The following is a 14,730-nucleotide window of genomic DNA, read 5'->3' as shown; positions in this document are numbered from 1 at the left end:
GGAAACCGCCAAGATGCGCGCAGCAGGACAGGAGCCCCGCATGATCCGCCTCGCCCTCCTCTTCGCCCTCCTCGGCGCGCCCGCCGCGGCGCTCGACCTCTGCGCCGAATACTGGTTCACGCGGAACCAGATCTTCGACAGGGCCGGCTATTGCTTCGGCTCGCCCCTCGGCGCGGCGATCTTCGACAATGGCGATTGCACGACCTCCGCCCCCGCCCTCTCCCCCGCCGACAAGGCGCTGGCGGAGCGGCTGGCGGAGGAAGAGGGCTGGCTCGGCTGCAGGACCGACACATCGGCCACGGCGCTCGCCATCCCCGGCCTCGCCCAGCGCCTCCGCCTCGAGGACATCCCCGTCCCCGCGCCCTATGAGAGCGCCTGCCTCGGCTGGACGGGCGAGCGTCTGGTGCTCCGCTCCGGGCGCAGCGCGGCGAGCGCCGCCACCGGCGTGATCCAGCCCGGGGAGACGATCCTGTGGTCCTATGAGGAGGTCGGCGGCTGGGGCTTCTTCATCTCGGAGAGCGGCAACGGCATGGGCTGGGCCCCGAGCCCGCCGCTCAACGAAGAGACCTGCGAGGCGCTTGCCGGCTGAGCGCCGGGATTGCTGCGATAGGGGGGAATTGGTCGGAGTGAGAGGATTCGAACCTCCGACCCCCTGCTCCCGAAGCAGGTGCGCTACCAGGCTGCGCTACACTCCGACCGTGGCGGCGGAGGTAGCGAAGGGGCGCCCGGATTGCAAGGCGGAATCGGCGCCCCGGGCGGCGGTCAATCGCTCCTTTGCGCGACGGCGGCGCCGCGGCCCTGGCGGCGGCCATCGATCATGCGCATCAGCACCGAGGGGCGGGGCGCGGTGCCCACATCGCGCGACATGCGCGTCTGCGTGACGGGCTGCTCCGATTCCGCCTTGCGGCTCTCGCGGCCGAGGATGAAAAGCCCCGATGCGATGATGACCACGGCGCCGATCATCGTGTTCCGCCCCGGCGCCTCGCCGAACACCAGATAGCCATAGGCCACCGCCCAGAGGATCTGGCTGTACTGCATGGGCGCCACGACCGCCGCCTCCCCCGCCTTGTAGGCCGCGATGATGACGAGCCCGCCGAGGAAGCCCAGGCAGGCCATGGCGGCGAGAAGCCCCAGATGCGAGACCGGCATCGGCTCGTAGACGAAGGCCAGCGCCGCGCCCATCACCAAGAAGTTGAGGATCATCGGATAGAGCATCAGCACGACGGGCCGCTCGTCCGGCCCGATCTTGCGCACCGAGATCGCGGTGAAGGAGCCGGCGAAGGCGCCGACGAGCGCGGCCGCATGGCCCCAGGTCAGCCCGAAGCCGTCGGCGCCCGAGGGCGCGATGGCGACGACCACCCCCGCGAGGCCTACGACCACCGCCGTCCAGCGGCGAATGCCCACCTTCTCTCCCAAAACCGGGATCGACAGGACGGTGATGATGAGCGGCGAGGCGAAGAGGATCACATAGACCTGCGCCAGCGGCAGGGTCGAGAAGGCATAGAAGTTGCACAGCGCCCCGATCAGCGCCGCGATCGTCCGCGCCGCCACCCAGCCGGGATGGGCGGGCCGCAGCGTGCCGGGCGCCTTGTCGGAGATGAGCGTGAAGGTGGCGAGCGGAAAGGACAGCAGCGTCGAGAAGAAGATCAGCTGGACGGCCGAATAGCCGCCGCCGAGAAACTTCACGACGGTGTCATGCGTGGCATAGATGCCAAAGGCCGCGAGGGCGAGGAGCACGCCCTTGAGGTTCGAACCCATGATGCCGATCCGGTTGATGTCGCCGGAGCCCGGAGGGGGCCCCGTCCGCAGATTGCCGCCCCTCGGGCCGACGTCAAGGCGGGGTTGCCCCCGCCGCTACGGAACCCGGACCCTCGCTGCGGCCTTGCCTCAACTGGGGGTGCCTTTCATGGAAACGATATTTGACGTCTTTGCCCGGGGTCTGATCGCAACGCTCGCCGTCGTGGCGCTGACGCGGCTGAACGGGCTGCGCAGCTTCTCGAAGATCTCCAGCGTGGATTTCGCGCTGACGGTCGCCACCGGCTCCGTCCTCGCCACGGCGCTGACGTCGGAGCGGGGCTTCGGCGCGGGGCTGGTGGCGCTTGGCGTTCTCTTCGTGATCCAGGGGCTGGTCAGCCGGCTGCGCGCGCGCCTGCCGGGGCTGCGCGCCGTGGTCGATAACTCTCCGCTCCTCCTGATGGAGGAGGGCGCGTTCATCGAGGCGAACATGACGAGCGCCCAGATCACCCGCGCCGACGTGCGCGCCAAGCTCCGGCAGGCCGGTGCGGTGGAGCGGCGGAAGATCCGCGCCGTGGTGCTGGAGACCACGGGCGATGTCAGCGTCATCTATGCCGCGCCCGAGGCGGAGCTCGCCGAGGGCCTCCTTGATGGCGTCAGCCGCGAGCCCCGGGCGCTGCCCTGAGGCCTGCGCCGGCGGGCCCAGCTCAGACCGAAGCCGCCAGTGCCGCCACGATGGCGTCGCCCATCTCGCTGGTTGAGACCGGCGCCTTGCCCTCCTCGCCGAGGAGGTCGGCGGTGCGGTAGCCCTCGGCCAGCACCGTCTCGACGGCACCCTCCAGCCGGTCGGCCTCTTCCCCCTCGTCGAAGGAATAGCGCAGCGCCATCGCGAAGGAGAGGACGCAGGCGATCGGGTTCGCCTTGCCCTGCCCCGCGATGTCGGGCGCCGAGCCATGCACCGGCTCGTAGAGCGCCTTCGGCCGGCCGTTCGCCATCGGCGCGCCGAGCGAGGCGGAGGGCAGCATGCCGAGCGAGCCGGTGAGCATCGCCGCAGCGTCGGAGAGGAGGTCGCCGAAGAGGTTGTCCGTCACGATGACGTCGAACTGCTTCGGCCAGCGGACGAGCTGCATGGCGCCGGCATCGGCATACATGTGGGAAAGCTCGACCTCGGGGTAATCCTTGCCGACCTCGGTCACCACCTCGCGCCAGAGGATGCCCGATTCCATCACGTTGGCCTTTTCCATCGAGCAGAGCTTGCGGTTCCGCTTCATGGCCAGCTCGAAGGCGGCGCGGGCAACGCGGTCGATCTCGCTCTCCGTGTAGCGCTGGGTGTTGATGCCCACGCGCTCGTTGTTCTCGGTGGTGATGCCGCGCGGCTCGCCGAAATAGATGCCGGAGGTCAGCTCGCGGACGATCATGATGTCGAGCCCGGCCACGACCTCGGTCTTGAGCGAGGAGAAATCGGCCAGCGCGTCGAAGCATTGCGCCGGGCGGAGGTTGGCGAAGAGGTCCATCTCCTTCCGCAGCCTGAGGAGCCCGCGCTCGGGCTTCACCGAGAAGTCGAGCACGTCGTATTTCGGCCCGCCGACGGCGCCGAGGAGGACGGCATCGACGCCTTGAGCCTTCGCCATCGTGTCGTCATGCAAGGGCGTGCCATGCGCGTCATAGGCCGCGCCGCCCACGAGGTCTTCGGAGACGTCGAAGGCGAGCCCCCGCGTGCCGAACCAGTCGATGACCTTGCGGACCTCCGCCATCACCTCGGGGCCGATGCCGTCACCGGGCAGGATGAGAAGGGAATTGGCCATCTTGATCGCTCCATGTCTGGTCCGCGCTGCGGTAGCCCGGGGCGCGGGAAGGGTCAAGAAAGCCGGGGGTCGCAGGCGGGCGGGACATCGCCGCTAGCGGGTGAGGTCGACCCAGACCAGCCGGTGCGGCCCGCCCGCCTCGGCCAGCGGCTCGCCCGGCGCGGGCCAGTGCACGGCGGCGCCCGCCACCTGCCAGTCCGCCGAGGGCAGGACGTAGCTGACCCTGAGCCGCCGCCCGCTCTCCCACTCCGCCGTGGCCCGCTCGCCTGTGGCGGAGACGGGGGCCGGGTCGATCAGCCTCGGATCGGCGAGGAAGGCCGCCATGGCGGCGCGGTCGCCCTCTCCCGCCTCGGGGTCGAGGTTGGACAGGCCCATGAGCACGAAGGGCGCGGCCGGGGCCTCCCCCAGCGCGCCGTCCAGATAGCGGTCCCAGAGCAGGAGCTCGTCGCGGGCGCGGAGGCCGTTGCGATCCTCCGGCCCGTCGAAGACCGGCGGCGTCGCGGCCCAGACCATCAGCGTCACCGGACCCTCCGGCGCCGCCACCTCCAGCACCCAATGGGCGGTGGAGGAGAGGCGCTGCACGGCCACCACCTCCGGCGGCAGCATCGGCAGGCCGTTCCGCCAGGTCGGCAGCGTCGCCCCCGGCATGTCCGCCCAGAGGAGCGGCGTGAAATCGGCCAAGAGCCGCATGGGATAGCGGGAGAGGACGGCCAGCCCGCCGTCGCCCGCGAACTCGCCATAGCCCTGCGCATCGCGCGGGGTGCCGGCGCGGCCGTCGAGATCCATGTCGATCCCCGTCGCCATGCCGGCATTGGGGCGGCCCGCAAAGGCATGGGGCAGCGGCAGCCCCTGCTCCTCCACCAATTCCGCAAAGGCGCCGAGCGCCGCGCCCCGCGCGTCATAATCGAAGCTGGTGAGGAGGAGCACATCCGGCGCCGCCGCCGCCACGACCTCCGCCGCCGCGAGCGCGCCCTCCTCCCGCTCGAGAATGTCCGAAAGCAGAAGCCCCGGCCCCGCCCGGCTGAGCGCGGCCCCGTAGGTGGCGAAGCGCAGGGTCTCGGCGGCGGAGGGCCCGGCCAGAAGCGCCAGCGCGAGGAGCAGCCCGGCCCTCAGGCGGCGGCCAGCTCGCCCTCGGCGGCCCGCGCGGCGCCGCGCAGCCGCTGCACGCGGATCATCTGCGCCACCCGGCTGAGGGCGACGCCTTTCATCAGAAGGGTGGCCGGAATGAACGCCCATGCGGTCATCATCCAGATCAGCGTATGCGGCTCGGCAAGGCTGAGAGGATCGAACAGGCTCGAGGCGCCTTTGACAAGGGCCGGGATGATGAAGGGCAGGAGGAACCCGGCGATGAGGTTCAGCATCGCGTCCCGCCCCAGCCGGTCGACGACATCGCCCCCGGAGGTCGGGTCGAAGGTCGGCAGGTTGATCCAGACGTTGAAGCCGCCCCGGTTGAGCGGCCAGCCGGAGAGGCGCTGATAGACGATGAAGACCACGAGCATCGCCAGCGAGATGAAATAGGCCATCGCCGCCGAGACGCGCACCGCGTCGAGCAGCGGCGCCGCCGCGCCCTCGGGCATCATCAGCACCGTCAGGCGCACCGGCGAATAGGGAAAGTCCAGCCCCTCGGACAGGAGCCGCCCGATGGCCGCCACGAGCTGGCGCAGCACCGAGCTGCCGCCATCGAGCTGCATGAGCGGCAGGATCACCAAGATCACCGCCAGCCCGCCGAAGCGGATGCGGTTGAAGGGCGCGGCATCGCGAAAGGTGAGGAGCGAGGGATAGGCGGCGTTGTATTCGACGAAGGTGAAGAGCCCGACGAAGAGCGCCACCAGCGTGACGGTCATGCGGATATCGGCGCTCGCGCCCGGCAGCAGCATGGCCGGGGCGGAGACCGCCAGCATGACGAGCACGGCACGCAATATGGCTCCCGCCAGACGTGTCAGCATGAAAAACCTGCCTTCGATCCGGAGCGCCGCACTTGTGTCATGCGGTCACAGGCCGGCCAGGGGGCCGGATTTGTCCGGTTTGCCTCGATCTTGCCATGTTTTTGCCGCTTTTCCCGGTCCGCAACAATACCGGCCCCGGTCTGCCCCGCAGGCAGGGCATTTTTGGGGCAGAACTGGTGCCCCCATGCAACCGTCGGGCCCTGTTAAAAGCCCGAATTGCAAGCAAAATCCACATGTAGTGGATAGCGAGAGCTTAACCACAAAGCGCGCCAGCGCCCCGATCCGCCCGGAAGTGAATCGGGGGGCGCGATCCCCTCCGCCATCGGCTCAAGCACCGAGGGCGACGGGATCGGCCCCCCGGAGTCTTACGCCGGGCCGCCCCTCAGACCCAGGGGCGCGACTCGCCGGCCTTCGCCTCGAAGGCGCTGATCGCGTCGACCTTCTCCATGGTCAGGCCGATGTCATCGAGCCCGTTCAGGAGGCAGTGCTTGCGGAACGGGTCGATCTCGAAGGTGATCTCGGTGCCGTCCGACAGGGTGATCGTCTGCGCCTCGAGGTCGATCTCGACCCGGGCATTGGCGCCCTTCTCGGCATCGGCCATCACCATGTCGCGCTCTGCTTCCGGCAGCACGATCGGCAGGATGCCGTTCTTGAAGCAGTTGTTGTAGAAGATGTCGGCGAAGCTGGTGGAGATCACCGAGCGGATGCCGAAATCCTCGAGCGCCCAGGGGGCGTGCTCGCGGCTGGAGCCGCAGCCGAAATTGTCGCCCGCGACGAGGATCGACGCCTCGCGATAGGCCGGCTGGTTGAGCACGAAATCGGGGATCTCGTTGCCCTGGTCGTCATAGCGCATCTCGTCGAAGAGATTCACGCCGAGGCCGGTGCGCTTGATCGTCTTCAGGAACTGCTTCGGGATGATCATGTCGGTATCGACATTGACCAGCGGCAGGGGCGCCGCGATGCCGGTGAGCTGGGTGAATTTTTCCATGAACTGTCCTCCGGGGACGTTATCTGCGGCGGGCGACGAGGCCCAGTGTAAGGAAGGCGGCAGCCTCGACGAGCAGCTCGACCCCCAGAAGGATGCCGAGGAGCGTGCCGGCGGCCGTGCCGAAATCGGCAAAGACCAGCACCCCGATCACCAGGGAGGCGAGACCGGAGAGAAGGAGCGGCCAGAACGGCCCACTCCCCCTGAGCCGGAGCGCCACGGCGAGCCGGGCAATGCCCGTGATCAGGAAGAGAATGCCGAGGAACAGCGTCAGCGAGACGAGGCCGCTGAGCGGGTCGGCGAGGAGGAACACCCCCGCGACCAGCCCCATGAGCCCGACCACCCCATGCCAGATGCGGTGCGCATCCTCCCGGTCGCTCCAGGCCATCCAGAGCTGCAGGACGCCGCCGAACAGGAACACCAGCCCGACGATGGTCGTGGCCGCGATCGAGGCGGCGAAGGGGTTGGCGAGGGCGGCGATGCCGCCCAGGCCGAAGATCACACCGATGAGGATGAGGATCAGCCAGCTACGCATAGGGATGCTCCTTCCGCTTGCCTGAACCTTGATGCTGCTTCTATGGTAGAAGCGGACATTTCGCTTTGAAATTCGCATACTAAAATCTGACTACGATCCAATTTGGGAGAACCGCAATCATGCCCAGTATGAGCAATTCGACATCTAAGATTGTCGTAGCCTGTTCCCTTTGTGGTGGATCTGGTTGGTACAACGGCCACCTTTGCTACAAGTGCCTTGGCAGCGGAAAACAGTGACTCTGAGTCGTCTCTTCCTCTAGAAGCCATGCTCGGCAGGTCGGCCAGCAGCCAGCTCTCCATCACGTCGGCTCCTGCTCGGGCGCCATCATCTCGCGCACATCGGTCAGCCGCCCGGTGATCGCCGCGGCGGCGGCCATCTGGGGCGACATGAGGTGCGTGCGGCCGCCGCGGCCCTGGCGGCCCTCGAAATTGCGGTTCGAGGTCGAGGCGCAGCGCTCGCCCGGCGTGAGCTGGTCGGGATTCATGGCGAGGCACATCGAGCAGCCGGCGAGGCGCCATTCGAAGCCCGCCTCCTTGAAGATGTCGGCGAGCCCCTCTTCCTCGGCCTGCTTGCGGACGAGCCCGGAGCCGGGGACGACCATGGCGCGGAGCCCGTCCTTGATCTTGTGGCCCTTGAGCACGGCGGCGGCGGCGCGCAGATCCTCGATCCGCCCGTTGGTGCAGGAGCCGATGAACACCGTGTCGATCTCGACATCGGTCAGCTTCGTGCCCGGCTTCAGCCCCATGTAGTCGAGGCTGCGCTTCGCCGCGCCGACCTTGCCGCCGGTGAAGGTCTCGGGGGACGGCACTTCGGCGGTGATGGGCAGGACGTCCTCGGGCGAGGTGCCCCAGGTGACGACCGGGGCGATGTCCTCGCCCTTGATGGTCACGACCTTGTCCCAATGCGCGTCATCGTCGGAATAGAGCGTCTGCCACCATTCCATCGCCTTGTCCCAGTCGGCACCCTTGGGCGCGTGCTCGCGGCCCTTGATGTAGTCGAAGGTCGTCTGGTCGGGGGCGATCAACCCGGCGCGGGCGCCGCCCTCGATGGCCATGTTGCAGATGGTCATCCGGCCTTCCATGGAGAGCGCCCGGACGGCCTCGCCGCAATATTCGATCACATAGCCCGTGCCGCCGGCGGTGCCGGTGCGGCCGATGACCGTCAGCGTGATGTCCTTGGCGGTGACGCCGGGACGGAGCTTGCCGGTGATCTCGACCTTCATGTTCTTCGACTTCGACTGGATCAGCGTCTGCGTGGCGAGCACATGCTCGACCTCGGAGGTGCCGATGCCATGGGCGAGCGAGCCGAAGGCGCCGTGGGTCGCCGTATGGCTGTCACCGCAGACGACGGTCATGCCCGGCAGCGTCCAGCCCTGCTCGGGGCCGACGATATGGACGATGCCCTGCCGGATGTCGGAGACCGGATAGTAGTGGATGCCGAAATCCTTGGCGTTCTTGTCGAGCGCCTCCACCTGGATGCGGCTTTCGGGATTGGTGATGCCGTTCACCCGGTCGGCCGTGGTCGGCACGTTGTGGTCCGGCACGGCGATGGTCTTCTCCGGCGCGCGGACGGTGCGGCCGGTCATGCGCAGACCCTCAAAGGCCTGGGGGCTCGTCACCTCGTGGACGAGGTGGCGGTCGATATAGATCAGGCTGGTGCCGTCCTCGTCTTCCTGAACGAGATGGGCATCCCAGATCTTGTCGTAGAGCGTCTTGGGGGACATGGGGTCTCTCCCTGATGTCGATGGCTGTGGTCTCGGGCGCGGGGCATTCGGTCAGGCGCCGCCCGCGCGGGGGCGCGCCTTGGGCTCAGGCGCGCGCGAGAATCGACAGGGTCGCGCCGTAGAAGCGCCAGGGCAGGCGCGCGCGGTCGTCCATGTCGAAAACCTGTGTCATGCCGCGCACATATACCTCCGCCGTGAGTCTCACAAGAGAGCCGGTGCCGCGGGGTGCGCGGTCCCCGGGGGTGACAGGGAGGCCGGCTTGGGGGCGCAACGCCGCCGCGCGGGGCGAGCGCCGGGGGTAACGCTCTGGCCGTCCCATCATGGCGTAGGGTGGGTTTGTAACCCACCGTCCACAATTCAACCGGGACAAACGGCTCCGCGCAGGGCGAGCGCCGGCCCGGGGGGTGGCGCTCCTGCCGGCTGAGCGGCGCACTTTATGGTGCAAGCCACCTCCCCGCCCCGAGCTCATGCCCAACCCCACCAGAGCGCCAGCCCGCGGGACGGGCCGGCGCTCGCCCTGCGCCGTTCCGGCGCGCACCGGGCGGGGAAACCGCGGCCAGGTCGTGCAGGTCGCAGGAGGCTCCGGGCTGGGCAAGAGCCATCGCCGGCGCCCGACGGCGACGATCGGCCCCCGCGCCCGCCGGCCCCAAGCCACCTTCCCCAACCCCTCGGCCCATGCGAGGATCGGCCCATGGAAGGCGGCGCACTCGAGGTGATCATCGGCATCGGCCAGCAGCTTCTGGACGATGCGATGCTGTTCGGCGCCTCGCTCCTGCGGGAGTGGAACATCTACCAGGTGCTGATCGCGGCGGCCCTCTTCGGGCTCGCGCATCTCCTGCGCGCCATCCTCGCCCCCCGCTACCACGAATGGCTGCGGCGGCTGACGGGCGTGCCGATGTGGCGGATGCGCTGGCTGCTGACCTTCCACCGGCGGCTCCGGGTCATCCTCTTCGTGCCGATGATCTGGCTGACCGTGCTCGTCATGCGCGCCGTGACCTGGCCGTCGCGGAGCTACCTGCTGGTGATCCTCGCCGAGCTTGCCACCGCCTGGCTGCTCATCGCGCTTCTCGCGCGGCTCATTCCCAACGGGTTCCTCCGCGGGCTCGTGCGCTTCCTCGCCTGGGCCTGGGTGTCGCTGTCGATCCTCGGGCTGACGGAGGAGCTGCGGCTCGCGCTGTCCTCCATCGCCTTCGACCTCGGCGGCTCGCGCATCTCGGTCTGGCTCATCATCGAGGCGGCGCTGCTCATCGGCGCGCTCTTCGCGGCGGCGCGCTTCGTCTCGCGCATCGCCGCGGCGCGCATCCAGCGCAACGAGGACCTGAGCCCGAGCCTGCGCGTCCTTTTCGTCAAGATCACGCAGATCGCGCTTTTCGCCGCCGCCGTCTTCGCCGGGCTGCGCATCGTCGGCGTCGACCTCACCGGGCTCGCCGTCCTATCGGGCGCCATCGGCGTGGGACTCGGCTTCGGGCTGCAGAAGGTGGTGTCGAACCTCGTCTCGGGGGTGATCCTGCTGCTGGACCGCTCGATCAAGCCGGGGGATGTGATCTCGCTGGGAGAGACCTTCGGCTGGATCAACCATCTCGGCGCCCGCTACGTCTCGATCACCACGCGGGACGGCAAGGAATACCTCATCCCCAACGAGGACCTGATCACCGGGCAGGTGGTCAACTGGAGCCATTCGAACGATTTCGTCCGGCTCGACATCCATTTCGGCACCTCCTACGGCGACGACCCTCACAAGGTGCGCGCCATCGCCATCGAGGCGGCGGGGTCGGTGCCCCGGGTGCTGACGGACCGGCCGCCCGTCTGCCACATCACCGGCTTCGGCGATTCCTCGGTGGATTACATCCTGAGGTTCTGGATCACCGACCCGACCGGCGGGCTGACCAACATCCGGGGCAATGTCTATTTGGCGCTCTGGGACGCCTTCCAGGCGAACGACATCTCGATCCCCTTCCCGCAGCGGGAGGTGAAGGTGCTGGGCGGCACCATGCCGGCGGTGGACCCGGACTGAGGGGGGCCGGCCCGTTGGGCCGGGTGGAGGCTCTGCCTCCACACCTCCGAGGTATTTTCGGCCAGATGAAAGGGGATCAGGAAGAGGCGGCGCGGACGGCGCGTTCGAGGCTGTCGAGGAAGCGCGAGCGGTCGCGCCTCGAGAAGGGACGGCCGCCGCCCTGGCGGAAGGGATCGGCGGAGCGCAGGTCGGCCATCAGATCACGCGAGGCGAGCGCCTGGCCGACGTTGCGGGCATTGAGCTGCTCGCCGTCGGGCTTGACGACGAGGGCGCCGGCCTCGACGGCGCGGGCGGCGAGCGGGATGTCATTCGTGATGACGACATCGCCCGGCCCGGCGTGATCCGCGATCCACTTGTCGGCCACGTCTGGGCCGTCGGGGACGATCACCGTCTCGATCAGCGGCTCGCGCGAGGGGCGGATGCCGCCGTTGGAGACGACGAACATCTTGAGGCCATGGCGGAGCGCCACCCGCTCTGCCTCCGCCCGCACGGGGCAGGCGTCGGCATCGACATAGATCACTTGAGCGCCGCGGCGTGGAAAGCGATGTGCTCGCCGATGAAGCTCTGCACGAAGAAATACGAGTGATCGTAGCCGGGCTGCATGCGGAAGTCGCCGGCCTGGCCACGCGCCTCCATCGCCGCGCCGAGGGCGCTGGAGCGGAGGAGATCCTCGCCCCATTCGTCCGCTGTGCCGGTGTCGACGAGGACGGGGCCGTCGAAGCCCTTGGTCTCCATCAGATGGGTGGCGTCATGGGCGAGCCAGGCGCTCTCGTCGGTGCCGAGATAGCCGGTGAACTGCTTGCGGCCCCAGTCCGATTGCACCGGTTGGCTGATTGGCGCGAAGGCGGAGAGCGAGCGGAACCGGCCGGGGAGGCCCATGCCGAGTGTCAGCGCGCCGTGGCCGCCCATGGAATGGCCGGTGATCGCCTGGCGGGAGAGGTCGAGCGGCATCTCGGCCAGAAGGCCCGGGAGCTCCTCGCCCACGTAGCTCCACATCTTGAAATGGGGCGCCCAGGGCGCCTCGGTCGCATCGACATAGAAGCCGGCGCCCTGCCCCATGTCATAGGCCTCGTCATCGGCGACGCCCTCGCCCCGCGGCGAGGTGTCGGGGAAGACGAGCGCGACCCCGTGCTCGGCGGCATGGATCTGCGCGCCGGCCTTCACCATGGCGTTCTCATGCGTGCAGGTGAGCCCGGCGAGAAACCACAAAACCGGATGCGGCCCCAGCCCGGGCGGCAGGTAGAGCCCGAAGGTCATGTCGGTGCCCGTGGCCGTGGAGCCATGGCGCCAGACCTGCTGGCGCCCCCCGAAGCAGACGGATTCCTTGAGCATTTCCATGGGTTATCCTCCCGTTACCTGCGCGATCACCAGCGGGAAGGTGACGATCGCCGCCGCCGTTGACAAGAGGATGGCCGCCGAAACCCGCTGCGGCGCCACCCCGTAGAACTGCGCCAGCATGAAGGTGTTGCCCGCCACCGGCAGCGCCGCGGCGGCGATCATGACCGTGGCGCCGAAGGGCTCCACCGGGAAGAGGATCAGCGCGGCGAGCGCCACGAGCCCGGGGTGGACCACCAGCTTGACGGCGGAGAGCCAGCCCGCCACCGCCAGCCGCTCGGCGCTCTTGGAGGCGAGCGAGGCGCCGATGGCGAAGAGCGCCCCGGGCGTCGCGGCGGCGCCGAGGAGCGTGAGGAACGCCATCACGGGGTCGGGGACCGGCAGGCCGGAGGCGGAGACGGCGAGCCCGGCGGCGAGCGAGACGATCATCGGGTTGGAGACGAGGCCGCGGAGAATCCGCCAGAGGAGGGCGAGGCCGAGGCGGCCGCCCTGCGACAGCGCCATGAGCACCGCGAAGAGCGAGGAGAAGACCACGAGATCGATGGAGAGGACCAGCAGCGCCGGCCCGACCGCCGCCTCGCCGATGAGCAGCGCCAGCATCGGCAGGCCGAGGAAGCCTGTGTTGCCGATGACGCCGGTCTGCGCCTCGACCGCCGCCTCGGCCATGCCGCGGCCCCGCGCCAGAGCGACGGCGGTGACGAGGAGGTATCCGGCGAGGGTGGCGGAGAGATAGGCGAGGACGAAGGGCCAGGAGAAGATCTCGCCGAAGCCCAGGGTGACCGTGAAGCGCAGGATCATCGCCGAGAGGGCGAAGTAGAAGACGAACTTGGTGAGCCAGGCGGTGGCCTCGGCGGGGAAGAAGCCGGTCTTCCCCGCCCCGTAGCCGAGGCCGATGACGGCGAAGAACGGCAGGGTCTGGAGGAACACGGCGAGCATGGACGAGGGCTAGCCCATGGCGGGGGTCGAGGCAATCGCGGGGGGCCGGGATGCTCGGCCCGCCCTGATGGGCGGGCTCGCGGGGGGCGGTGGATTGGAAACCCACCCTACGCAAGGCGGCGAGCGTAGGCCGGGCTTCAGCCCGGCACCCTCAGGATTGGACGCCGTGGGTTGGAATCCCTCCCTGCGAGGGGATTCCAGCGGTGAGGCGTGGCCCCCGCCTGGGTCACGCGCCACAGGCGCAGGGCGAGCGCCGGCCCGTCCCGCGGGCTGGCGCTTTCGCGGGGCAGCGCGACGCGTCGAGCGACGATGTGGCGGCACCATAAGGTGCAATGCGGGACCGGCAGGAGCGCCAACCCCCGGGGCCGGCGCTCGCCCTGCGCGGCGGCCGGGGGGACCCGCCCGCCCCGCCCCTGCTCAAAGCGCGTCGAGCAGCACCCGCGTCGGCCAGGCGTCGGCCGCCATGCCGAGCCGCCGCTGTTCGGCCTGGACGGCCGCGCGGGTCTTCTCGCCGAGGATGCCATCGATGCCGCCGACGTCATGGCCCAGAGCGGCGAGACGGGCCTGCAGCGCCTCCATCTCTTCCCCCGTCAGCCCGGCCTCGAAGGCATCGGCATTGGCGAAGATCGGGGCGCCCTCGAGGCGGGTCGCGAAATAGGCGGCGGTGGTGACGTAGACGAGGCTCTCGTTCCATTCGAAGAGCACGTGGAAATTGGGATAGGCGAGGAAGGCCGGCCCCTTGCGCCCGACCGGCAGGAGGAGCGAGGCCGGCAGGTCGGCGAGCTGGCCCGTCCGCGCGCTCACGCCCATCGCCGCCCAGTCGGCGGCCGGCATCTGCCGGTCGAGGCCGGAGAGCGACCAGTCCATCTCCGCCGGCAGGATCACCTCCTGCAGCCAGGGCTGGCCCGGCGCCCAGCCGAGGCCGGAGAGCATCCGCCCAGCGGAGAGGAGCGCATCGGGCGCCGAGGTCTTCAGGGTCACATGGCCGTCGCCGTCGCCGTCCATGCCGTTCTCGAGGATGTCGCGCGGCAGCATCTGCACCTGACCGATCTCGCCGGCCCAGGCGCCGGTGGTGCGGGCCGGGTCGAAATCGCCGCGCTCATGCAGCGCCATGGCGGCGAAGACCTGGGGGCGGAAAAGGTCCGGCCGGCGGCAGTCATGGGCGAGGGTGACCAGCGCGTTCGCGGTGTTGAAATCGCCCTGGACCTGGCCGAAATCCGTCTCGAACGCCCAGAAGGCGAGGAGGATGCCGCGCGGCACGCCATAGTCGGCGGCGATGCGGTTGAAGATGGCATCATACTGGCTGGCGTAGCGGGCGCCGTTGTTGAGGCGGCTCTGCGAGATCAGCCGGCGGGAGAATTCCACGAAATCGCGCTGCAGATGGCCCTGCCGGCGGTCGGCGGCGAGCACGCTCTCGTCGCGGCCGATGCCGGAGAGGAAGGCCTCCGCCGTGGCCTGGGGGATGCCGTAAGCCGGCGCCTCGGCGGCGAGGCCGGCCTTGAACGCGGCGAAATCGCCGCCGCAGGGCGCGGTCTGGGCAAGCGCGGGGGCGCCCGCGAGGGCGAGGATGAGGGCGGGGATACGCATGGCTGCTCCTGTTTTGGCGGCAGGATGCGCCGGATCGGGGGGGCAAGTCCACCGAGGCGGGGCGGGAGCGCCGGCCCCGAGGGCCCGGGTGGGGGCGCTGCCCCCACGCCCCCGAGGTATTTTCGGCCAG

14 protein-coding genes and 1 tRNA gene are annotated in these 14,730 nt (G+C 69.5%); 3 read left to right on the top strand and 12 right to left on the bottom strand.

Annotated elements, in window-relative coordinates; translation table 11 throughout:
- Nucleotides 1-40: 40 nt before the first annotated feature.
- Nucleotides 41-589, top strand: coding sequence for a DUF4453 domain-containing protein (locus tag ACAZ03_RS02430; protein ID WP_373355758.1), 549 nt, complete (start codon nt 41-43; stop codon nt 587-589).
- A gap of 29 nt (nt 590-618) precedes the next feature.
- Here ACAZ03_RS02430 and ACAZ03_RS02425 read toward each other — a convergent pair.
- Nucleotides 619-695, bottom strand: a tRNA-Pro gene (locus ACAZ03_RS02425).
- Between the two features lie 67 nt (nt 696-762).
- Nucleotides 763-1,758: a DMT family transporter gene (locus ACAZ03_RS02420; protein WP_373355757.1), complete on the bottom strand. Its 996-nt coding sequence runs from the start codon at nt 1,756-1,758 to the stop codon at nt 763-765.
- Between the two features lie 148 nt (nt 1,759-1,906).
- On the opposite strand from ACAZ03_RS02420, the gene ACAZ03_RS02415 reads away from it, so the two are divergent.
- Nucleotides 1,907-2,419: a DUF421 domain-containing protein gene (locus ACAZ03_RS02415; protein WP_373355756.1), complete on the top strand. Its 513-nt coding sequence runs from the start codon at nt 1,907-1,909 to the stop codon at nt 2,417-2,419.
- A gap of 22 nt (nt 2,420-2,441) precedes the next feature.
- Here the strand turns inward: ACAZ03_RS02415 and leuB are convergent, their stop codons facing one another.
- The 6 genes from leuB to leuC form a co-directional block, all read right to left on the bottom strand.
- The gene (gene leuB, locus ACAZ03_RS02410) at nt 2,442-3,539 is read right to left on the bottom strand and encodes a 3-isopropylmalate dehydrogenase (protein WP_373355755.1); all 1,098 of its coding nucleotides are present in this window, start codon (nt 3,537-3,539) and stop codon (nt 2,442-2,444) included.
- Nucleotides 3,540-3,632: 93 nt separating this feature from the next.
- Entirely contained in the window at nt 3,633-4,592 is a 960-nt protein-coding gene (locus ACAZ03_RS02405; RefSeq protein ID WP_373357030.1) for an endonuclease/exonuclease/phosphatase family protein, read from the bottom strand.
- A 56-nt stretch (nt 4,593-4,648) separates the two neighbouring features.
- On the bottom strand, nt 4,649-5,485 hold the full coding sequence (locus ACAZ03_RS02400) for a hypothetical protein (RefSeq protein ID WP_373355754.1): 837 nt from the start codon (nt 5,483-5,485) through the stop codon (nt 4,649-4,651).
- Between the two features lie 382 nt (nt 5,486-5,867).
- Nucleotides 5,868-6,473 carry a 3-isopropylmalate dehydratase small subunit gene (leuD, locus tag ACAZ03_RS02395; RefSeq protein WP_373355753.1) on the bottom strand — a complete coding sequence of 202 codons (606 nt, stop codon included), beginning with the start codon at nt 6,471-6,473 and terminating at the stop codon, nt 5,868-5,870.
- A 19-nt stretch (nt 6,474-6,492) separates the two neighbouring features.
- Complete coding sequence (locus ACAZ03_RS02390) at nt 6,493-7,005, bottom strand: HdeD family acid-resistance protein (protein WP_373355752.1); 513 nt, start codon at nt 7,003-7,005, stop codon at nt 6,493-6,495.
- A 298-nt stretch (nt 7,006-7,303) separates the two neighbouring features.
- The gene (gene leuC, locus ACAZ03_RS02385) at nt 7,304-8,728 is read right to left on the bottom strand and encodes a 3-isopropylmalate dehydratase large subunit (protein ID WP_373355751.1); all 1,425 of its coding nucleotides are present in this window, start codon (nt 8,726-8,728) and stop codon (nt 7,304-7,306) included.
- Between the two features lie 691 nt (nt 8,729-9,419).
- Between leuC and ACAZ03_RS02380 the strand changes: the two genes are divergently transcribed.
- Nucleotides 9,420-10,742 carry a mechanosensitive ion channel family protein gene (locus ACAZ03_RS02380; protein ID WP_373355750.1) on the top strand — a complete coding sequence of 441 codons (1,323 nt, stop codon included), beginning with the start codon at nt 9,420-9,422 and terminating at the stop codon, nt 10,740-10,742.
- A gap of 76 nt (nt 10,743-10,818) precedes the next feature.
- On the opposite strand, the gene ACAZ03_RS02375 is transcribed toward ACAZ03_RS02380, so the two are convergent.
- The 4 genes from ACAZ03_RS02375 to ACAZ03_RS02360 all read right to left on the bottom strand — a co-directional run bounded on the left by ACAZ03_RS02375 (nt 10,819) and on the right by ACAZ03_RS02360 (nt 14,600).
- Nucleotides 10,819-11,262, bottom strand: coding sequence for a YaiI/YqxD family protein (locus tag ACAZ03_RS02375; protein WP_373355749.1), 444 nt, complete (start codon nt 11,260-11,262; stop codon nt 10,819-10,821).
- A complete protein-coding gene (gene fghA / locus ACAZ03_RS02370; protein ID WP_373355748.1) occupies nt 11,259-12,080 on the bottom strand; it encodes an S-formylglutathione hydrolase in 822 nt (273 codons plus the stop codon). The genes ACAZ03_RS02375 and fghA overlap by 4 nt, the downstream gene beginning before the upstream one ends.
- 3 nt (nt 12,081-12,083) lie before the next feature.
- On the bottom strand, nt 12,084-13,013 hold the full coding sequence (locus tag ACAZ03_RS02365) for an AEC family transporter (RefSeq protein WP_373355747.1): 930 nt from the start codon (nt 13,011-13,013) through the stop codon (nt 12,084-12,086).
- A gap of 417 nt (nt 13,014-13,430) precedes the next feature.
- A complete protein-coding gene (locus tag ACAZ03_RS02360) occupies nt 13,431-14,600 on the bottom strand; it encodes a lytic murein transglycosylase (RefSeq protein WP_373355746.1) in 1,170 nt (389 codons plus the stop codon).
- Nucleotides 14,601-14,730: the final 130 nt, after the last annotated feature.

It is taken from the genome of Pseudoroseicyclus sp. CXY001, from assembly GCF_041714655.1.
Taxonomy (GTDB): Bacteria; Pseudomonadota; Alphaproteobacteria; order Rhodobacterales; family Rhodobacteraceae; genus Pseudoroseicyclus_A.
Note: the sequence above shows the minus strand (reverse complement) of the source record. Positions and strands in the feature narration are given on the sequence as shown.

Coding starts and splice junctions, on each gene's coding strand:
- fghA (WP_373355748.1), bottom strand. CDS start 12,080: ATGGAAATGCTCAAGGAATCCGTCTGCTTCGGGGGGCGCCAGCAGGTC.
- ACAZ03_RS02420 (WP_373355757.1), bottom strand. CDS start 1,758: ATGGGTTCGAACCTCAAGGGCGTGCTCCTCGCCCTCGCGGCCTTTGGC.
- leuB (WP_373355755.1), bottom strand. CDS start 3,539: ATGGCCAATTCCCTTCTCATCCTGCCCGGTGACGGCATCGGCCCCGAG.
- ACAZ03_RS02400 (WP_373355754.1), bottom strand. CDS start 5,485: ATGCTGACACGTCTGGCGGGAGCCATATTGCGTGCCGTGCTCGTCATG.
- ACAZ03_RS02390 (WP_373355752.1), bottom strand. CDS start 7,005: ATGCGTAGCTGGCTGATCCTCATCCTCATCGGTGTGATCTTCGGCCTG.
- ACAZ03_RS02430 (WP_373355758.1), top strand. CDS start 41: ATGATCCGCCTCGCCCTCCTCTTCGCCCTCCTCGGCGCGCCCGCCGCG.
- ACAZ03_RS02415 (WP_373355756.1), top strand. CDS start 1,907: ATGGAAACGATATTTGACGTCTTTGCCCGGGGTCTGATCGCAACGCTC.
- leuD (WP_373355753.1), bottom strand. CDS start 6,473: ATGGAAAAATTCACCCAGCTCACCGGCATCGCGGCGCCCCTGCCGCTG.
- ACAZ03_RS02360 (WP_373355746.1), bottom strand. CDS start 14,600: ATGCGTATCCCCGCCCTCATCCTCGCCCTCGCGGGCGCCCCCGCGCTT.
- ACAZ03_RS02365 (WP_373355747.1), bottom strand. CDS start 13,013: ATGCTCGCCGTGTTCCTCCAGACCCTGCCGTTCTTCGCCGTCATCGGC.
- leuC (WP_373355751.1), bottom strand. CDS start 8,728: ATGTCCCCCAAGACGCTCTACGACAAGATCTGGGATGCCCATCTCGTT.
- ACAZ03_RS02380 (WP_373355750.1), top strand. CDS start 9,420: ATGGAAGGCGGCGCACTCGAGGTGATCATCGGCATCGGCCAGCAGCTT.